This window comes from Cupriavidus pinatubonensis (assembly GCF_019602855.1).
Taxonomy (GTDB): Bacteria; Pseudomonadota; Gammaproteobacteria; order Burkholderiales; family Burkholderiaceae; genus Cupriavidus; species Cupriavidus pinatubonensis.
Window position 1 is genome coordinate 62,948 of record NZ_CP080766.1, and the last position, 18,791, is coordinate 81,738.

Consider the following 18,791-nt stretch of genomic DNA (forward strand, 5'->3'; position numbering starts at 1 on the left):
CGGTCGCCGCGCCTTCATGCGCCGTGCGGATCGGCGGAGGCCGGAGGCCTGGCATTGCGCTGTACCGGCTTGCCGATTGGGGTGATGTGCCACAGCGCAAACGGCAGCCGCGCCGGGTCAAGGCGGATGCGCTGGCGCTTGCCATGCCATGCGAAGCGGTGTTCGTCCATCAGGTCCTGCACGGCAACGCTGCCGTGATCCGGGAGGCCCCATTCCCATAGCGGGATTTCCACCGTGGCTTCCTGCGGCGCGTGCGGGTCCATGCTGATCGCCGCGAGCAGCACGTCGTCGCCGAATGTGGATTCCGTGCCGGGCACGAAGCGCGCGAAGTAAAGCACCGCGTCGTTGCCCGCGGGATAGATGCGCAGGCCCAGGTGGCTTTGGAGTGCCGGATGGCCGAGCCGGATCTGGTTCAGCCGCGTGATTTCCGCCACGATGTTGCCGGGCTGGTGCCAGTTGCGGGCACGGATCTGGTACTTCTCGGAGTCGAGATATTCCTCGCGCACCTTGCCGTCGAGCACCAGAGGCGCGGACTCGCACAGCTCGAACCCGCTGTACATGCCCCACAGGCCGGACAACAGCGTGGCCAGCGCCGCGCGGATCAGGAACGCCGGACGTCCGCCACGATGCAGGAAGTACGGGTTGATGTCGGGTGTGTTGACGAAGAAATGCGGGCGGAAGAACTCGCGCAGCGGCCCCTGCGTGAGCTCCGTCATGTACTCGGTCAGTTCGGCGCGCGTATTGCGCCACGTGAAGTACGTGTATGACTGGGTGAAGCCGAGCTTGGCCAGCCGCGCCATCATCTTCGGGCGCGTGAACGCTTCGGCCAGGAAGATGGTGTCGGGGTGCCGTGCGCGCACGTCGGCAATCATCCATTCCCAGAACGGCAAGGGCTTGGTGTGCGGATTGTCCACGCGGAAGATGCGCACGCCATGCTCGACCCAGAACATCACCACGTCGCGCAGAGCCTGCCACAGTGCCGCGGCGGCTGGCGCGGCCGCGTAGAAGTCGACATTGACGATGTCCTCGTACTTCTTGGGCGGGTTTTCGGCGTAGCGCAGCGAGCCATCGGGCCGCCGCGTGAACCACTCGGGATGCTGCCTGAGCCACGGATGGTCAGGTGAGCACTGGATCGCGAAATCCAGCGCCAGCTCCAGACCCGCCGCTGCCGCCGCGCGCCCCAGCCGCCGGAAATCTTCGAAGGTGCCGAGCTGCGAGTGCAGCGCATCGTGTCCGCCGTCTTCGGCCCCGATGGCATAGGGGCTGCCGGGTTCCTCAGGGCCGGCGCGCAGGCTGTTGTTGCGGCCCTTGCGGTGCGTCTTGCCGATCGGGTGGATCGGCGGGAAGTACAGCACATCGAAGCCCATCGCGCGGATGGCGGGCAAGCGCGCGATCACGTCGTCGAAGGTGCCATGGCGGCGATCGTCATCGCTTGCCGAGCGCGGGAACAGTTCATACCAGCTCGCGAAGCGGCTGGCCAGCCGTTCCGCTTCCACCGGCAGCGGCACCGGATGCCGGCTCGCGAACGGGCGTCCCTCTGGTTTCTGCATGGCGGCCTGCATGACCGCGGCAGTGCGAGGCGACAGCAGGATCTCGAGGCGTGCGGCGTCGTCGCCGGCACTGGCGGTCAGTTCATCGACCAGCGCCGCGAGATCGCTGTCCGGCGGCGGGGCATCGCCCTTCGCGGGCATCAGCGCATCGGCCACGATCCGGGCGCCTTCTTCGATTTCCAGCGAAATGTCTACGCCTGCCGCGCGCTTCTTGCCGATCTCGTCGAGCCAGCTCGCAAAGGCATCGCGCCACGCCTCGACCGTGAACTCGTGGCGGCCCAGCGCGACAAGCGGGAAGTTGCCGGTCCAGCGGTCGTTGACCACCAGCCGCATTGGCGCTTCGTGCCACGTTTCCTCACCGGGCGCACGCCACAGGACGGCGGCTGCCAGCTTGTCGTGGCCGTCCATCCAGATATCGGCGCTGACCTCGACCCGTTCGCCGACCACGCGACGCACTGCAAAACGCCCGGCATCGCAGGCGGGCTCGACAGCTTCTATCGCAATGCGCGGCGACGCCAGCGCGGCCACCACGCTACCGAGCCCGCTGGCCGTGATCGTTTCGCCGGGCTGCGGTGCGCGCACCACCGGTCGCAACGGCGAGGGTACGGCGCGATACAGGCGGATATCGGCAGGGGCCAGCGTGATGTCGGCCAGCGCGTCGAGGATCGTATCGGCGTCGACGCTGCCGCCCGGGCCGCCGTCGGATGCTTCGAGGCTTGCCGTAGCGCGCGGCAGCGTGGACAGCACGCGGTCGACGCCAAGCGTGCCCGGCTCCTGCGTGTCGGGGTTGACGACCACGGTCAGCGCCGATTCGGGCAGTGCCGCGCCATCAAGGCCATCCTGTGCCTGCAAGCGGGCGAGCACGGTGAGCGGCGCGTCGGGGCCGCTCAGCAGCCGTACCGACACCGCAGGCACCAGCGCGCGTGCGGAAAGCCAGGCATTGGCCTGCAGCACTTCATGGGTGATGTCATACGGCGCGCCATCCTGCGCGCCACCGTCGTCCGCCAGCGGATCGTGCGCCTGCGTGCCGCCGGTTTCGAAGCCGGCCGGCACCAGCAGGCCGTCGCCAATGGCGGCCGCCGTCCACAACGCACGGCGTGCGGACAGGGCATCCTGGCTCGCTGGGGACTGTGCTGGCGCTGCCAGCACGCGCCCGAAAGGCCGCAGTCGCGCGATTTCCTCGGTCAGCCACGCGCTGCGATAGTCCCACCACGGCAGGGAACAGAACGCGCCATCGAACTGCCCCGGCAAGAGGCCTTCCAGTTGCGCCGGAGTCAGCCCTGGTGTCCAGGCCAGGAAGAGAGGCCGCCTGGCCTGCTGTGTCCCGGCGTCGCCACGCAACGCCCCGGTCAGTGCGGCCCAGTGGCGTCCAGGCACGCGCGCTGGCGCGCGCAGGCAAAAGCCGGCAACTCCTGCTGCCATTGCCGCACGCAACTGCATGGCCCACCAATCGACTAGAGCGGTAGCCACGTCTGACCCGTGCCAGCGCAGTCGCGCGCCGGGCAGGTGATTGTCGGTATCGTGCGGGGCGAAGGCGGGCGCGGCGTGATCGATCCACGCGGGATCCATCACGGCGGCGCCGTTGTCCTGATAGCGGTCCAGCGAAACGTCGAGCAGTGGCGTAAGGCCGTGCCGGGCGCAGAGCGCGCACAGCGCTGACAACTCAGGCAGGGCGTCCCGGTTGGCCGGCACAACGGCGGGCCGGCCGGAAAGCAGGACGTGGTCAAAGCCCAGCGCGGCGACACGCCGCAGTGCATCGTGCTGCGTGTCGGGCTGGTCGGAAGTTCGGTCGAGAGTGATCTGGCAGATCCGCACGTAGTATTCCCTTGGCTGGTTGGGCCTGCATGCCCCGTATCCCCAGGCAGTACACAATTGGACTGAAGCCATGCGAAGTGCGTGCCAAGGCCGATTCCGTGCCGGCCCAACCCCGCGCTACTAACGCCGGCAACGGCGAGCGGCGGGGCGGTGTGCAACCGGCGTGGACGTTCGTCCGGGTAGTCCGTGTAAAAGGTGCAGCCGCCACCCCCGCGTTTGAAAAAATTGCCCTGGTGCAGATAGCGCCCGTGATGTGCGCGCGTAGCGGGGCCAGGTACGCTTCATGCTCGCTGGCAGGCCAGCCATGCAGCGGGGAGCAGACATGCAAGACTGGCTGGAAGCCATGCAGTGGCCGGCCATGGTGGCCACCGTGATCGCGACCTGGTTCGTGGGATCGCGTTCGGTCGCGCGGCGGCGCGCCGGGTTCTGGATATTTCTCGTCAGCAACCTCCTGTGGATCGCATGGGGCTGGCAGGGCGACGCGTACGCGCTGATGCTGCTGCAGGTGGCACTGGTGGCAATGAATGTGCGCGGCATGCGCAAGGCGGACAAGACCTGGCGCGAGACGGGGAGGTCGGGTTCCCGATGAAACGGGCTGACGGCGGAGATGTTTGCCGCTGTCAGCCACGACTGGCGCCTGTTGCCGATGGTGCCGGCCAGCTTACTGCTTCGGCAACGGATTCGGAGAATCCCCCTTCGGGCCGCTCGGCGCTTCCGCAGTCGGTGCGGGCGGTGTCCCTTGTTCACGTGGCTTCTTGTGGCGAGCGGTGGTGCCGGATTGCTTGCTTGGCGCCTTGTGCATCTTCTGGTCGGTCGCTGTGCTGGTGCCGGTGCCCGAGTTCATATCCGTCGCGGCAGGTGCATTGCGCCCGCCAGGCGCGCCTTCCATGGAGGTCGGGGGTTGGCTCGGGTTCGGCACATTGGGCGATGCGGGGGCCTGCTGGCCGTACGCCGGCAGGCAAAGCGCGGTACTAATGACCAGCGCGCTGGTGGCGAGGGTGCGTTTCATAGCGGTCTTCTCCAGTTGTCGTCATGGGACGAGCGGACGGCGCTGGTGTTCTGGCTGCCACGGCTGGTGTTGCCACGTCGGGCCAGTTCGCAGTAGTGGCACAGCCGCCCCAGCGCCCAATTGGCGGCGGCCTCGCGCACGGTGGTTCGCGGCATGCCGCCGCGGCCCGCAATTCGGGCCGGGCGCACGGTGCGGCACGGATTCAGGTGGGCGATGGCAGCGAATGGCAGGCTGTTCATCGTCCGGGCAAGCGGGTGACCGATGCGCCGTTGATCTTCCCCGGCGCGTGGGTTTCCGTGGGGTGGCCAGTTTCAGGGCCTCGCTTGTTCTTTTCCCGCACGAACGTCAGGACGCCATTGCGCTCGAGCACGACACGGCTGATACCCTCCAGCGTTTCGGCCTGCAGCGACGACCGCAGATTGGCCTTCAGATCCTCCTCGCTGACCATGGCCTGTGCGACGCGGGCATGGTCGACATCGCCGTCCTTGAGCAGGTCGATCGCCTGCCCGCTCGTGAAGCGGTCGAACCTGGGATAGCGCGACGACAGCCAGGCCACCCCGCGGTGCATCAGCACCAGCATAAGCGCGGCGGCAAACGCGGTCGGGAACGACGTGGCGCCGACGACGGCGCGTGAAAGCACTGCGCCGAGCAGCAACACCACGCACAGGTCGAACGCAGTCTTCTGCGCAAACGACCTGCGGCCAGCTACGCGCAGTAGCAGCCAGGTCGCGAGAAACACAATGACGGCACGCACAGCCCCCTGCCACCAGGCGAGGTGGTCGCCTTCGCCGAGCACGGCGTGCATGAAGCCGTTCAATGAATCCATGGCGCTCTGTGTGGGTTCGCGATGACTGACGCGGCGGCAGGTTTCGTGCCAGCCCGTCAGGTCACCTTGCCGTCGTTTCGCGAGGTTTATGCCCTTGCGGGCAGCAGAAAGTACATCCGGACCCAGCGCATCTTGTAATTCCTGCCCGCCCAGGTGGCCGTCGCGCGCACCTCCGTGCCGGCGGCGACGTGGCTTCCATCTTGCGTGGCGGCGCTGTGACCCCGGCGCGCCTGAGGGCCGGACAGCAAATCGACGGAGACAGACATGGATCGAAGCCGCAAACCATCAGCACCGGAGATGCCATGGCGCGAACCGCCGCTTGCGGATGCCGACATGCGCAGCCATTACGTGGGCGCGTATGGCATTTTCGACTACGACCAGCCGGTAGATCCGGCCGAACTGGCGGAGCCTCGCAGTCGTGGCGAATGGGCGCAAAGCCCGGAGGGCCATGGCCAGTTCCGGTACGACGCGCCTTCGCAAGCGGACGCCTACGATCAGTTCACGGGGGTCAACGAACGCGCATCGCGCAGCGGACACGGACAATACGCTGGCGAGCGTTACCGGCCCCAGGGACCGCGTGGCTACCAGCGCAGCGACGAGCGGATCCTGGAGGACATATGCGACCGGCTGACGCGCAGTGGCCGTCTCGATGTGAAGGATGTGGAGGTTCGCGTTGACAGCGGCGTGGTCACGCTGGAAGGCTGCGTGCCGGACCGCCTGCAGAAGTACCGTGTGGAGGATATCGTCGACGACGTCTTCGGCGTGCGCGACCTGTTCAATCGACTGCGGGTAAGCCGGTAGCCGGCGCGGCGCCCTGCATCGCGCGCGGTGCGGGACGCCGTGGCTTCCCTCACCGGGCAACTCAGTGCCGTTCAACCGGCAATCTTCAACCCGCGATCGCGCTCAGATCCGGACCCACGTTGCAGCCAAACGTCCGTACACTGCCGTCGGGTGCGTGGACCAGCAGGTCCACCTTCTTCCGCCGTGCCAGCGCAGTGGCGGCGCTGATCGCGGCTTGCTGCGTGGCATGGTGGGATTCGGCGTAGCGCGCGCCTTCGTGAATCACATCCCAGCCGTTTCCGTACGGGACAACGTGTAGGTTGCTGCCCATCTCTGTCTCCTGAAGCGCCGATGGTTGCGGCGCTACATCTATTGTGGCGCCTGTGGCAGGGATGTCTATCGGTCACCATCTGACAAGACGGGAGCAGCAAAGCCGACATCGGGCGGAAATTTCTGGTCATTTGTGCTTGCTCTTATAAGCTAAGCTGGACGACGATCGCCTGCAAAGGAGCAAGCCATGCGTGCAAGATTTGCGCGGGGACTGACGCAGTCTCCAGTGACTGTGGTGGCCCGCGCTTTTGATGGCGATGTGGGCTGGATGCCCCAGATCGGGGACCTCGTGACGGTCTACAGCCAGGACCAGGACACCGAGTTCGATATCCGGCTCAGCGAAGTGGTGGACGCCGGGCGCTGGCGCGGCGTAGTCTACGCGATCAGCCGTGGCCCCGAAGTACTCGTCACCGCGGAAGGGCTCGAGATCGACGATGTAGTGGAGGTCATGCGCGAGGAGATTGCCGCAGTGATTCCGTGCAGCCATCCGCACTGAGATGGCAAGCGCCCGATGGCTTCCCGTCGGGCGTAGTTGAATGCAGCGTGCCGGCCGTCAAGCGTGCTCGGCCTGGCGCGGCACGCCAAGCCACATCGACACTCCGCTTGCCACCAGCAAGGCCGCCAGCAGGTACAGCGCATTGTCGAGGCTTCCTGTCTGAACCTTGATCTGGCCGATCACCCATGGGCTGACAATGCCGCTCGTGATGCCGACGCTGCTGATAAAGGCGATGCCGGCTGCGGCGCCGCTTGCGGGCAGATGCGACGGCGGCAGCGACCAGAACACCGGCAGTGCGGCAAAGATCAGTACTGCGGCCATGGACAGGATCGCCAGCATCGCCGCCAGGCTCTGCAGGTGCAACGTGAGCGCAGCCAGCGCCAGTGCGCCGCCGACCGTACACAGCAGGAAATGCCGGTGGCGTTCACCGCTGCGGTCCGAGTGCCGCGCGATCAGGATCAGGCCAACCGCGCCAACCGCATTGGGCACGACCGAATAGAGGCTGATGGAAACGACATCAGTAATGCCGAAGTCTCGGATCATCAGCGGCATCCAGAAGCTCAGCGCCAGCGAGCCACAGGTCAGCGAAAAATAGATGAACGCGAACAGGTACACGCGCGGGTTGCGCAGCACCTGCAGCAGCGCCTGCAGCGAATGCGCCTTGACGCCGTGATCCTGCGCGCGGGCACGCTCCAGGAACGCCTTTTCGCCGTCGCTGAGCCAGCTTGCCTGGCGCGGCTCATCGACCAGGAAGAACGCGGCGATCACGCCGAGCACGATGGCCGGCGCACCTTCGATCGCGAACATCCATTTCCAGCCCTGCATGCCGAACACGCCGGCCATGTCGCGCATGATCCAGCCGGACACCAGTCCGCCCAGCACACCTGCGATCGCCACGCCCGCGAAGAAGATCGCCATGACGGCGGCGCGGCGCTTTGCGGGAAACCAGTACGTCAGGTAGAGCACGATGCCGGGAAAGAAACCGGCCTCGAATACGCCTAGCAGGAAGCGCAGCGTATAGAACTGCGTCGGCGAGGACACCGCCATCATGCCGACCGATGCCACGCCCCACAGCACCATGATGCGCGTAAACGTGCGGCGCGCACCGAAGCGTGCGAGCAGCATGTTGCTGGGCACTTCGCACAGCACGTAGCCGACGTAGAAGACCGCCGCGCCGAGGCCGTACATGGCATCGCTGAAGCCGAGATCCTGCTTCATCTGCAACTGCGCAAAGCCGATGTTGATGCGGTCCAGGAATGACACCACGTAACACACGAACAGGAACGGGATCAGGCGCAGCCAGATCTTGCGATACAGCGCGTCTTCTTCGTGCGCGGCGTAAGCGGGGGCCGCAATCGCCCCTGAGGCCAGATTGCTCATTTGCTTTGTCTCCGGTGTGAGCGCCGCCCGCGCCGGCGTTTTCTACGCCTTCGCAACGGGTCGGTGCGGGAAGGGGTGGGGCACGCGCGCGGCGTGCCCGCAGGGTCAGTTCGCGGTGGTGGTATCGCCCGCGATGCCTTCGCGTGCGGCGTGCATCGCGGCGAGCAATACGTCGTGGTCGCCGATATGGTTGGCCAGCAACAGGATGAGCTGCGCGTTGGCCGCCTGGCTTTGCGCGTCATCGAGATCGCGGTGCATGTCGATCAGCGCTTCATAGAAGTCGTCAGGACGTGCGAGGTTGGGCTCGGTGTTGAGCGTGTGCGCCTGGGTGTCTTGGGCGTGGGCCGGCATGGCGATGTCTCCGAATTCTGTATGGCGGCGGGTTGGCTTATGCCGCCATCGCGGCCGATTCATGGGCCTTGCTCGCGGGCAATTGCGCACCGCTTGCGCGCGCCAGTGCGTCGCGGATACGCTGCGCGTCGATGCGGCGCCAGCGTGCGCAGACATGCTGGTCCGGCCGGATCAGGTAGAAGGTGCCCGGCGCGGCGTTGTAACGCTGAGCCGCAAGACCTTCGTCGTCACGCAGAATCGCGGTACCGGACACGGCTTGCGTCGATGTGCCGAGGTACACGATGCGCAGCGGCAGGCCCGACTTTTCGATCTGTTCGAGCGCAAGGCGGCTATCGCCGTCGAAGCTGTCGGGCGAGCCGAACACCAGCCCCGTGAATTCCCCACCGAGATGCTGGAGCAGCCAGCCCGCACCATGCGCGTCGGAAACGGGGGCATCCACGCAGGCCGTGCCCGGCACCATCGTACCGCCGAAGCCATCGACGTCCGGCGTGTTGAGCGGCGAGCCGTGCAGCACCGCAGGCACTGACAGGCGGCCGCTGTTGACGAGCTTGCGCGCAAACGCGTGGCGCCGGGCCAGGCCCAGCACCGCATCGCGGAATACGCGGCTGACCTCGCTCTTGGGCGTGATGAAATCGGTCGAGCGGGTGGAGTTCAGGATGTTCTCGTCGGCTGCGTACTCGCGTTCGCTCGCGTAAGTATCGAGCAGGCTGTCCGCGGCGCGGCCGTCCAGCACATAAGCGAGCTTCCACGCGAGGTTCTCGGCATCCTGCACGCCGCTGTTGGCGCCGCGCGCACCGAACGGGGAGACACCGTGCGCGGAATCGCCGGCAAACAGCACGTTGCCATGCCGGAAGCTGTCCATGCGCAGGCACGAGAACGTGTAGACGCTGACCCACTCGAGCGTGAATTTCGCATCCGGGCCGAGCAGCGCCTGCACACGCGGAATCACGCGTTCCGGCGTTTTCTCCAGCACGGGATCGGCGTCCCAGCCGAGCTGGAAGTCGATGCGCCAGACGTTGTCGGGCTGGCGGTGCAGCAGCACAGACTGATGCGGGTGGAACGGCGGGTCGAACCAGAACCAGCGTTCGGCGGGGAAGTCAGCCTCCATCTTCACATCGGCAATCAGGAAGCGGTCCTTGAAGGTCCGGCCCTTGCTGTCCAGGCCCAGCAGCTTGCGCACCGGGCTGCGCGAGCCGTCGGCTGCGACTACGTAGCGGGCAGCGAGCGTGTAGCAACCGTCCGGCGTCTCGATGGTCAGCGCGACCGTCTCTTCGGGCGTGCCGGGCTGGCGCTGTTCGAGCCCGACGACCTTGTTGCGCCACCGGATCTCGATATTGGGAAGTTCCTGCGCGCGTTCAAGCAGGTAACCTTCTACGTAATACTGCTGCAGGTTGATGAAAGCGGGGCGGTGATGGCCCGCTTCGGGCAACAGATCGAAGCTGTAGACCTGCTGGTCGCGCAGGAAGACGCGGCCGACGTTCCAGCTCACGCCCGTATCCACCATGCGCTGGCCGCAGCCCAGGCGGTCGAAGATATCCAGCGTCCGCTTGGCGAAGCAGATCGCGCGCGATCCCGTTGACAGCGTGCAGTCGTCATCGACCAGCACCACGCGCACGCCGCGCTGCGCCAGGTCGATGGCCGTGGCCAGGCCGATAGGCCCGGCACCGACCACGACGACAGGATGGACCGCGCCGCCCGCTTGCCCGTCGCGCTGGTCCGCGCACGGCTGGTACTCGAATGACAGGCGCTGGTAATCAATGGCGCTGGCGATGGTCATGCCTATGTCTCCGTCCACTCTCGTTCAGTCTCTTGTATGTATCGTCTGCGCGTCAGTCCTGCAGAGCCGCCCACATTTCCTTGTCGCGCTGGGCCGTCCAGATGCGCGGGTGGCCGATGCCGCTGGCCTCGTCAAATGCGCGCGAGACGTCGAACGGCAGGCAATGCTCGTAGATGAAGACCTGGCCGAACTTCGGGTCCATCGCCAGCCGCGTATGTGCCATGGCGGCCTTCAGGTCGAGCTTGTCGGCTACGGCTTCCTTGCCGGCCTGGAACAGCGTGGTGACGAAGTCCTTGGTGTAGGTGATGCCCTTGCTGACCTCTTCGGGCGTGGTCAGCGCCGGGCCGCGGCCGGGCACGAGTTTTTCGGGCTGCAGCGCGGCCAGCGCATCGAGCGTGGCGGGCCACTCGGCGAGCTGGGCGTCGCCGCAGTAGCAAGCCGCGTCGTATTCGACCAGGTCGCCCGAGAACAGCACCTTCTGCGACGGCAGCCATACCACCGTGTCGCCCTTGGTGTGACCAGAGCCCAGGTGGGCGATGCGGACTTCCAGCTTGCCGAGGTACAGGGTGATTTCCTTCTCGAACACCAGCGTCGGCCAGGTCAGGCCCGGCACGGTCTCCACGCCGGCAAACAGACGTGGGAAGCGTTCGATTTCCGACTTCATGTCGGCCTCGCCACGCTCGACGATCATTTCATAGGTACCGCGGCTGGCGATGACCTGCTGCGCGCCCTCGGCAAAGTACGCCGATGCGCCCAGTACGCGCACCGCATGGTAGTGCGACAGCACCACGTACTTGATCGGCTTGTCGGTGACCGACCGGATCCTGGCGATCAGGTCTTGCGCCATGGCCGGCGTGGCGGTGGTGTCGACGATCAGCACGCCGTCGTCGCCGATGATCACGCCCGAGTTGGGGTCGCCTTCGGCCGTGTAGGCATAGGCGTTCTCGGACAACTGGGTGAAGGTGATCTGCTTGGCTTCCAGGTCGGCCTGGGATGCGAATGCCTTGCTCATGCTGTCGGTCCTTTTGGTGGGGGCAGGGCGAGGCAGCCGCATAAGCCGTATGCGGTACTGCAGCTGTCTCGCCCCGTTTTCATGGATCTTGGTTCTGTCGCAGCGCCGGTCGGCGCGCTGTGCGACGGGGGTACTGTCATCTTAGGAAACCGGGCTAAATTAATCAATAGCTAAGCGGTTAGCGTATGGTTAATTTACGGGGCGGATGGAAAATGCGCGGGTAAACACCGATGCCGGGAGCCGGTGCCGGTGACGTTCGATTAATATCTGGGGTTTCCGGAGAGGACGATGGCGGCAGCGGGGCGCAAGACGGCGCAGGCGGAAGGCGAGGAAAAGGTGCAGCGCGGCATCCAGAGCGTGGAGGTCGCCGGCCGCTTCCTGGGCGCGCTGGCCGCCGGGCGCGCGCCGATGACGCTGGCCTCACTCGCGGACGCCGCACAGCTAGCGCCTGCCCAGGCCCATGCCTATCTGGTCAGCCTGACGCGGCTCGGGCTAATCAAGCGCGATCATCTGTCGGGCCGCTACGAACCGGGTCCGCTTTCGCTGCAGTTGGGCATGCTGCATCTCGATTCCGACGCTGCCTACCGCGCCGCCGTGCCACGCGTGGATGAACTGGCCGAGGCGACCGGCTTCAGCGTGGCGATCAGCATCGCCGGCCCGCACGGGCCCGCCATCGTGCGCTATGTGCCGGCCGCGGCGCCGCTCCATGTCAACCTGCACGTCGGCACCGTGATGGCGCTGGCCGCGACGGCGACGGGACGCGTGTATTGCGCATTCGAGCCGCGCACGCGCTGGGACGCGATATGGCGACAGCAGCAACCGCATGCCACAGCGGCCGATGCGGCAGCGTTCGACGACAGGCTGCAGGCAATCCACGCACGCGGCATGGAGCGCAGCATCGACACGCCAAGCCCGGCCGTGAGCAGCCTCAGCGTACCGGTGCTCGATACGGATGGCGCATTGCGGCTGGTGCTGACCGTGGTGGGATCGACGGGCGCCATCGACGTCGACTGGCAAGGACCGGTGGCAAAGGCGCTGCGGGCCACTGCCAGGGCCATCAGCGCAGACCTTGGACAAGCATGACGACGCAAGCCGCCCCGAACGATGACAAAGCCGCTGACGGCGGGAAGCCCCAACGCGGCATCCAGTCGCTCGACAGTACCGGCCAATTGCTGGCGGCGCTGGTGGCGGCAGGCCGGCCGCTGCCGTTGCGCGACCTTGCGCAGGCCGCGGGCATGGCGCCGGCCAAGGCGTTTCCGCATCTGGTCAGCCTGCAGAAGACAGGGCTGCTGGCGCGCGATGCCGCCGGCAACTTCCTGTGCGGGCCGCTCAGCCTGGAACTCGGCCTGATCGCGCTGCAGCGCCTGTCGCCCACGCGCGAGGCGGAGCCCGAGATCATCGAACTGGCGGAGGCCACGGGCCTGAGCGTGGCCATGGCGGTGCTCGGGCCGCTGGGGCCGACCGTGGTGCGGCTTGAGGAATCGGCGCGGCCGCAGCATGTGAGCCTGCGCGTCGGCACGGTGCTGTCGCTGGTCAATACCGCGATCGGCCGCACCATGGCGGCCTATTTGCCGGAGAACGTACTGGCTGGCTTGCTGGAGCGTGACGACCTGCGCATGGCCGGCGTGCGGCGCGCCGATGTGCTGCTCGATGGCGGGGGCCTTGTACCGGACTACGCCGACCGGCTAGCGCACGTTCGTGCCGGACAGGTCGACAATGCGCTGAGCCGGCCTGTGCCCGGCATCGACACGCTGGCGGCGCCCGTGTTCGATCACACGGGCAGCCTGGCGCTAGTGGTGGCGGTGATGGGGTCCACAGGCAGTTTCGACAGCGGCACGCAGGGGGCTACCGCGGATCTGGTGCGCCACGCGGCGCACCGGCTGTCGTGGCGCTTCGGGGCCGTGCAGACGCCGCGCTGAACTTCCCTTTGCTTGAGGCGCTTACTGTTCCACGCGGATGTTCGCTGACTTGATCAGCCCATCCCACTTCTCGTACTGCGCGCGGATATAGCTGCCGAACTGCGCAGGCGTGGACGGGAACGGCACCGTGCCCTGGCTGGCAAGCTTGCTGGCCATTTCCGGCTGCTTCAGCGACGCGACGATCTCGCTGTTGAGCCGGTCGACCACCGCCTTCGGCGTGCCGGTTGGCGCCACGACACCAAACCACGCAGTCAGTTCATAGCCGGGAACGCCGGCAGCCGCCAGCGTCGGCACACCGGGCAGTTGGTCGGAAGGCTTCTGCGTGGTGACTGCCAGCGCGCGCACGCGGCCGTCGCGGATATACGGCAGCGCGGTCGATACGCTGTCGAACATCATCGTCAGCCGGCCGCCGATCAGGTCGGTCATGGACGGGGCGCTGCCCTTGTACGGGATATGCGTGATGCTGACGCCCGCCATATGCGTGAACAGTTCGCCGGCGAGATGCGACGAAGAGCCGTTGCCGAACGACCCGTAGGTCAGCTTGCCGGGTTCCTTGCGCGCGAGTGCGAGCAGTTCCGGCACCGTGCGCGCAGGCACCGAAGGATGCACGACCAGCACATTGGGCAAGTAGGCGACCGAGGCCACCGGGGCGAAATCCTTGAGCGGATCGTAGCCGGGCTTGTCATAGAGGCTCTTGTTGACGGCCAGCGAGCCGAACGTGCCGAAGAGCAGGGTGTAGCCATCGGCCGGGGCGCGCGCCACGGCAATCGCGGCGATATTGCCGCCCGCGCCGGGGCGGTTGTCGATGACCACGGGCTGCCCGAGCCGCACCGACAGCGCATTGCCGACCTCGCGCGCGAGCAGGTCGGTCGCGCCGCCCGGCGGAAAGGGCACGACAAGCCGCACTGGCTTGTCCGGGTACGCCGCCAGGGCACTGCCGGCCGCGGCCAGCGAAAATAGCAGCCCTGCGGCCGCATGCCTGATCCAACCCTTCATCGCTGTCTCCTCTGTCGTGTTTTGCGATGCAAAGCGGCAGTGTGTCGCAGCGCGTGAACGCGTGGGTTTCGATTTGGCAAAGGCCGCCTTTGCAGCGCGTTGCCGTCAGCCGGCGGGCATGCCGAGCATTGTCAGCGGATTGCCGCCGCGCTCGTAGACTTCGGCCGCTTGCAGCAGCGCGCCCAGTTCGCCGTGGCCATGGAGCACGGCGTCGCGGATGGCCTGCGTGACCGGAAACGTGTCTTGGATATCGCGCCGCGTGCCGTCAGGCTGCAATGGCGCCAGCGATAGCACGCCGGTCAGGAACGCCGCATCGGCCAGTGCGGCATCGTGCGGGCGGACGTGGCGCGCTGCCTGCGCCATGAAGCACGCGCGCCGTTGCGCGGCCTGGCTGCGCAGGCTGGGCTCGCCGGGCAGGCGGAAGCCATCGGACATCTGCAGCAGGCGCACCCAGCGCTGCACGCTGTCGGGCCCGAGCGCCTGCAGCAGCGCGCGCACACTGGCAATGCCGCCGCAGGGCTGGACGCCCGTGGCCACGGACAGCCGCAGCAACTGGGCGATGATCCCCGGGTTGGCGTGGAGTTCGGCCAACAGTACGTCGGTATGCGCGCCGTGCTGCAACAGCGTCTGCAGCCGCGCAAGTGCGCCGCGGTCGAGATGCGGCAGCGGGGCGGTCAGCGGCTCCGGCCGGGCAAAGTGGTAGCCCTGGAACAAGTGGAAGCCGAGCCGCTGGGCGAGCGCGAATTCTTCGGGGCCTTCGATTTTCTCCGCAATCAGAAGGCGGTCCGCGCGCAATACCGCGTCGGCCAGGCGCGGCAGTTCGGCGCGGCTGGCCAGCCTGAAGTCCACCTTGACGAAGTCGACCGCGGGCAGGGCCTTGCGAACGTGGGCGGTCAGGGTGGCCACATCATCAAGCGCCAGGCGGTAGCCGGCCATCCGCAGCCATGCCAGGCGGCGCAGCACGCAGGCATCCATCGGCACGTTTTCCAGCACCTCCAGCACAAAGTGCCCCGGTGGCACGAGCAGCAGCAGGTCGTCGAGCAGCAACTGGCGGCCTAGATTGATGAATCCGGCATGTTTGCGCAGCGTCCAGTCCAGCCCCGTGCCGCCAAGCGTGCGTGCGATGACATGGGCGGTTGCAGCGGTGTCGTCGATGACGTTTGCCCAGTTGCCGCCGGCTTCCCGGTACAGCAGTTCGTAGGCCTGCGGCGCGCCGGCGGCATCGACGATCGGCTGGCGGCCGAAGTGCAGCACCTCGGCATCGCGAAGGCCGGGCATTGGCATGGCTGACAGGGAATGTATCGAGTGCTGCATAGGAAAATTCCAGGAAAAGACCGGTAAATTCCTGATGCGGATTAAGGGGGTAAATGCGCAGAAATCGTCTGATTGCGATTTCCCGGCAGCTCCGCAAAATCAAAAATCCGATCTGGCGCAACAGGAACCATTAAGAAAGCGCCGCGATGATAGAAATGGTGCCCGCCGACTTCCTTGATCCGCGCCAATAAACCTGGCTACGCAATCGCTATGGCCTTTTCTGACAACGGTTTGCAGGCATAGCTGCATCATGGTCGGAAAACTCCTAGTGCCAATTCGGAAACTACAGATTGCTCCGTGGACGTACGTCAATAAAATTGTATTCAAGGTTTTTGTGATTTGGTTTTCCCAGTTAATTTGATTATCTGGAAAAAACCAGCAGATAAACCGTCCAGTGTGAAACTCTATGCCGAGCTCCCAATCATGTTGCTGACCACCCGCCCACCATCGCCCGATTCGATCCCGTGCTGCGCCGGATGCTCCATGGCACGTGTTTGCCTGGCCGGGAACTGCGATTCCGACGGCGAGGGACCGGCGGACGGACTGGCCCAGCGCGTGATCCGCCTGCGCAAGGGCGAACCGCTCTACCTGCTGGGCGATCCGCTCGCCGCGCTGTTCGCCGTCCGCGTGGGGACCGTCAAGACCCACGTAGCCACGGAAGACGGGCGCACCCAAGTGGTCGGCTTTCATTTCCCGGGGGAGGTCGTCGGCCTGGACAGCATTGGCCGGCGCCAATACGCGTCGTATGCCACGGCGCTTGAAGACACCAAGGTCTGCATGATCCCCATGGACGTGCTGCGGCCGCTGGCGGCCTGCACGCCTGCGCTCGCAAGCCGTGTGTTCCGCGCGCTGGACGGCTACGCGCAACGCACGCGGGCGCTGCAGACCTTGCTGGCGCTGATGACCGCGGAAGAACGCCTGGTCACCTTCCTGCTATGGATCTCGGAGGGGTTGGCGGCACGTGGCTTTTCGTCCAGCGAGTTCATCCTGCGCATGAGCCGCGAGGAAATCGGCAGCTATATCGGCCTGACGCTGGAGACGGTCAGCCGGCAATTTTCGCGGCTGGCGGAATGCGGGCTGATCCGTGTGAAGCACCGCAGCGTGGCGCTGGTCGACAAGGCCGGGCTGCGCGCCATTGCCGACCGTTCCGCGATTTCCCCGATTCCGCCCGGCACCAACCGCCGGCGAGGTGGCGAGCAGCGCGTGCCGGCACAGGCATTGCGCACGTCGGCACCGGCATGGGCAACGCGGACCCAGCCCGCGACCGCCGCGATGCAGGCAGACAACCCGAAGATAAACCCGTTTGCATGGGAGGCTGGCAATGGACAGCAATGACCTGGTACGTGAGATCAAGGACGTGAATCTGGCCTATCTGCTGCTGGTGCAGCGCCTGATGCGCCAGAACGAGGCCGAGGCACTGTTCCGGCTCGGCATCGGCAAGGAAGTCGGCCACGCGTTGCGGGCGCTTTCGCCCGCGCAGATGCTGGCGCTGGCGCGCTCGAGCATGGTGCTGTGCCGGTTCCGGCTGGACAACGGTGCGTTGCTCGAAGCGCTCGCGGGCATCCGGCCCCAGCACGAGCTGTGCAATATGCATACGGCCATCGTGTTGGCCGCACAGGCCCTGGAGGAAGGACGATGAAAACCACTGCGCAGACCGCACCGGCGCGCAGCGCGCTGCAGGATGCCAGCGATACCCAGCTTGCCATCGAACTGATCGGCCTCGGCGCGCGCCCGCAAGTCGTTGAGGCCGAGGTCACGCTGTCGCGCAGCCGCGTGTACCGGCTGTACCGCGAATTGACGGGAGGCTCCCCGCCCAAGGGCATGCTGCCGTTCTCCGCCGACTGGTTCGTGACGTGGCGGCCCAATGCGCACGCGTCCTACCTGCTCAGCGTGCACGAGTACATGCAGCAGCGCGCGGGGTTGCCGGGCATTCGCGCCGTGCTGAACAGTTACCGCGTCTATGCCGAACACATGAAGGCCAACAACGAGGAATGCCTGATCAGTTTCACTCGCTTCTGGACCCTGGTGCGGTTCTGTGAAGGCGGGTTGCTGCAGCTGTCAACGTGCCCCTGCTGTGGCGGAAGATTCGTGACGCATGCCCACGAGCCGCTGGCATCCTTCATTTGCACGTTGTGTCAGCCACCGTCGCGGGTGCGGCGCAGCGTGCGCCGCGAGACGCCGCATGCCACCGCCAACGCGCCTGCGGCCGTCCTCGGCAACCGGCCGCCAGTCGCCATGCCGGGGTTCGGGATGGTGCCTGCGCTATGAGGGCCGTTGTGCCACCGCGATCCCGCGCGCCTGGCAGTCACTCGATACACGCCCGGCAGCCTATGCCGCACAACTGACACCGGAGGCTCTATGTCAGGCAATGGAACCCCAATCCCGACCCCTTACGCCGACGCGCTGCTATCGCCTGTGCGAGCCGGTGCATGGGACAGGCTAGGACCGATGATGCGGCCCCTGGCGCGCGCCGAGTTCACTGGCACCATGAAGCCGCGCGATATCATCAACGCGCTCGGCGGCGACGAAGAACGCGGGCGTTGCGTACGCGTCGGCCTGCAGGTGCTCGAAGAGGCAGTGCGGCCGCCCGCGCGCGCGGTGGTGACCATCGGACCGGGACGCTGGGCGAGCCTTGACTTCTACATCGATGCGGACTGCCGTACCTGCTGCGAGCTGGATGGCATCTTGCAGGATGGACTGGCCGAGCGCATCACCAGCGTGTTGCCGCCAGGGCTGTCGCTGGGCATCCGCCCACTGGCCGAGTATGTGCAGGCGGCCACGCCAGAGGCTGATCCCGGCATCGCCGACCGCTTCCGCGCATGCGCGCGCGACATGCTGCACCGTGGCGGCGAGATGAACCAGCGCTTGTCGGCGGTCTGCGCTTACCTGTCCGCGATGTACGCAGCACGCGCGGCAGTCGGCCGTCTCGGCTATCTCGACCAGAGCCTGCTCGAAGACGGCCAGGAGGCGCTGAGCTGGCGGCTGCGGCGGCACCGCAGCGTGGAAGGGCGGGCGCTTGCGCAGCGGCTGGAGCGGCTGTCTCATGCGGCGGAGGGCGCGCTCTATGAGTTCAGTACCCATTTCAGCTTCGAGAATGCGAGCTACCAGTTCGAGCTGATGCGCCGCTTCCACGACCAGCTCGAACAATTCCGCAAGGCCTGCCGGACCGACGCCGACGGCTGGTCCGACCTCACCAGCCGCGCGGCCTACGCGAACGGCAAGCGCTGAACACCGGC

At 66.5% G+C, this 18,791-nt stretch carries 21 protein-coding genes; 10 read left to right on the forward strand and 11 right to left on the reverse strand.

Features of this window, described 5'->3' with window-relative positions:
• Positions 1 to 14 precede the first annotated feature (14 nt).
• On the reverse strand, positions 15 to 3,365 hold the full coding sequence (locus K2O51_RS00255) for an alpha-1,4-glucan--maltose-1-phosphate maltosyltransferase (protein WP_220630323.1): 3,351 nt from the start codon (positions 3,363 to 3,365) through the stop codon (positions 15 to 17).
• A gap of 322 nt (positions 3,366 to 3,687) precedes the next feature.
• Between K2O51_RS00255 and K2O51_RS00260 the strand changes: the two genes are divergently transcribed.
• Entirely contained in the window at positions 3,688 to 3,954 is a 267-nt protein-coding gene (locus tag K2O51_RS00260) for a hypothetical protein (RefSeq protein WP_220630324.1), read from the forward strand.
• A gap of 72 nt (positions 3,955 to 4,026) precedes the next feature.
• Here the strand turns inward: K2O51_RS00260 and K2O51_RS00265 are convergent, their stop codons facing one another.
• From K2O51_RS00265 to K2O51_RS00275, 3 genes are read right to left on the reverse strand one after another with little or no spacing between them, the layout of a single operon-like run.
• Positions 4,027 to 4,374, reverse strand: a complete 348-nt coding sequence (locus K2O51_RS00265) for a hypothetical protein (RefSeq protein WP_011300344.1) — start codon at positions 4,372 to 4,374, stop codon at positions 4,027 to 4,029.
• Positions 4,371 to 4,613, reverse strand: a complete 243-nt coding sequence (locus K2O51_RS00270) for a hypothetical protein (RefSeq protein WP_220630325.1) — start codon at positions 4,611 to 4,613, stop codon at positions 4,371 to 4,373. The genes K2O51_RS00265 and K2O51_RS00270 overlap by 4 nt, the downstream gene beginning before the upstream one ends.
• Positions 4,610 to 5,200, reverse strand: coding sequence for a DUF421 domain-containing protein (locus K2O51_RS00275; RefSeq protein ID WP_220630326.1), 591 nt, complete (start codon positions 5,198 to 5,200; stop codon positions 4,610 to 4,612). The genes K2O51_RS00270 and K2O51_RS00275 overlap by 4 nt, the downstream gene beginning before the upstream one ends.
• Positions 5,201 to 5,464: 264 nt before the next feature.
• Between K2O51_RS00275 and K2O51_RS00280 the strand changes: the two genes are divergently transcribed.
• A complete protein-coding gene (locus tag K2O51_RS00280; RefSeq protein ID WP_220630327.1) occupies positions 5,465 to 6,001 on the forward strand; it encodes a BON domain-containing protein in 537 nt (178 codons plus the stop codon).
• A gap of 85 nt (positions 6,002 to 6,086) precedes the next feature.
• Here K2O51_RS00280 and K2O51_RS00285 read toward each other — a convergent pair whose 3' ends face one another.
• Positions 6,087 to 6,311, reverse strand: coding sequence for a DUF2188 domain-containing protein (locus K2O51_RS00285; RefSeq protein WP_011300341.1), 225 nt, complete (start codon positions 6,309 to 6,311; stop codon positions 6,087 to 6,089).
• 186 nt (positions 6,312 to 6,497) lie between these two features.
• Here K2O51_RS00285 and K2O51_RS00290 point away from each other — a divergent pair, with 186 nt between their 5' ends.
• Entirely contained in the window at positions 6,498 to 6,806 is a 309-nt protein-coding gene (locus tag K2O51_RS00290) for a hypothetical protein (protein WP_011300340.1), read from the forward strand.
• 57 nt (positions 6,807 to 6,863) lie between these two features.
• Here K2O51_RS00290 and K2O51_RS00295 read toward each other — a convergent pair whose 3' ends face one another.
• The 4 genes from K2O51_RS00295 to K2O51_RS00310 form a co-directional block, all read right to left on the reverse strand.
• Complete coding sequence (locus K2O51_RS00295) at positions 6,864 to 8,186, reverse strand: MFS transporter (protein WP_220630328.1); 1,323 nt, start codon at positions 8,184 to 8,186, stop codon at positions 6,864 to 6,866.
• A 105-nt stretch (positions 8,187 to 8,291) separates the two neighbouring features.
• Positions 8,292 to 8,537, reverse strand: coding sequence for a DUF2783 domain-containing protein (locus K2O51_RS00300; protein WP_011300338.1), 246 nt, complete (start codon positions 8,535 to 8,537; stop codon positions 8,292 to 8,294).
• 37 nt (positions 8,538 to 8,574) lie between these two features.
• Entirely contained in the window at positions 8,575 to 10,314 is a 1,740-nt protein-coding gene (locus K2O51_RS00305) for an FAD-dependent oxidoreductase (RefSeq protein WP_220630329.1), read from the reverse strand.
• Positions 10,315 to 10,366: 52 nt separating this feature from the next.
• Positions 10,367 to 11,326, reverse strand: a complete 960-nt coding sequence (locus K2O51_RS00310; RefSeq protein WP_220630330.1) for an MBL fold metallo-hydrolase — start codon at positions 11,324 to 11,326, stop codon at positions 10,367 to 10,369.
• 288 nt (positions 11,327 to 11,614) lie between these two features.
• Here K2O51_RS00310 and K2O51_RS00315 point away from each other — a divergent pair, with 288 nt between their 5' ends.
• Positions 11,615 to 12,409 carry an IclR family transcriptional regulator gene (locus K2O51_RS00315; RefSeq protein ID WP_011300335.1) on the forward strand — a complete coding sequence of 265 codons (795 nt, stop codon included), beginning with the start codon at positions 11,615 to 11,617 and terminating at the stop codon, positions 12,407 to 12,409.
• Complete coding sequence (locus K2O51_RS00320) at positions 12,406 to 13,245, forward strand: IclR family transcriptional regulator (RefSeq protein WP_220630331.1); 840 nt, start codon at positions 12,406 to 12,408, stop codon at positions 13,243 to 13,245. The genes K2O51_RS00315 and K2O51_RS00320 overlap by 4 nt, the downstream gene beginning before the upstream one ends.
• Before the next feature lie 21 nt (positions 13,246 to 13,266).
• Here K2O51_RS00320 and K2O51_RS00325 read toward each other — a convergent pair whose 3' ends face one another.
• Both K2O51_RS00325 and K2O51_RS00330 read right to left on the reverse strand, forming a co-directional pair.
• Positions 13,267 to 14,241: a Bug family tripartite tricarboxylate transporter substrate binding protein gene (locus K2O51_RS00325; RefSeq protein ID WP_011300333.1), complete on the reverse strand. Its 975-nt coding sequence runs from the start codon at positions 14,239 to 14,241 to the stop codon at positions 13,267 to 13,269.
• 105 nt (positions 14,242 to 14,346) lie between these two features.
• Positions 14,347 to 15,519: an EAL and HDOD domain-containing protein gene (locus tag K2O51_RS00330; protein ID WP_049796489.1), complete on the reverse strand. Its 1,173-nt coding sequence runs from the start codon at positions 15,517 to 15,519 to the stop codon at positions 14,347 to 14,349.
• Positions 15,520 to 15,523: 4 nt separating this feature from the next.
• On the opposite strand from K2O51_RS00330, the gene K2O51_RS00335 reads away from it, so the two are divergent.
• From K2O51_RS00335 to K2O51_RS00355, 5 genes are all read left to right on the forward strand, one after another.
• Positions 15,524 to 15,733 carry a hypothetical protein gene (locus K2O51_RS00335; RefSeq protein WP_220630332.1) on the forward strand — a complete coding sequence of 70 codons (210 nt, stop codon included), beginning with the start codon at positions 15,524 to 15,526 and terminating at the stop codon, positions 15,731 to 15,733.
• Positions 15,734 to 16,038: 305 nt separating this feature from the next.
• On the forward strand, positions 16,039 to 16,890 hold the full coding sequence (locus tag K2O51_RS00340; protein WP_235679794.1) for a helix-turn-helix domain-containing protein: 852 nt from the start codon (positions 16,039 to 16,041) through the stop codon (positions 16,888 to 16,890).
• Positions 16,877 to 17,194 carry a flagellar transcriptional regulator FlhD gene (gene flhD / locus K2O51_RS00345; RefSeq protein WP_011300330.1) on the forward strand — a complete coding sequence of 106 codons (318 nt, stop codon included), beginning with the start codon at positions 16,877 to 16,879 and terminating at the stop codon, positions 17,192 to 17,194. The genes K2O51_RS00340 and flhD overlap by 14 nt, the downstream gene beginning before the upstream one ends.
• The gene (gene flhC / locus K2O51_RS00350; RefSeq protein ID WP_011300329.1) at positions 17,191 to 17,823 is read left to right on the forward strand and encodes a flagellar transcriptional regulator FlhC; all 633 of its coding nucleotides are present in this window, start codon (positions 17,191 to 17,193) and stop codon (positions 17,821 to 17,823) included. Before flhD ends, flhC begins: the two co-directional genes overlap by 4 nt.
• Before the next feature lie 180 nt (positions 17,824 to 18,003).
• A complete protein-coding gene (locus K2O51_RS00355; RefSeq protein WP_182142221.1) occupies positions 18,004 to 18,783 on the forward strand; it encodes a hypothetical protein in 780 nt (259 codons plus the stop codon).
• Positions 18,784 to 18,791 lie beyond the last annotated feature (8 nt).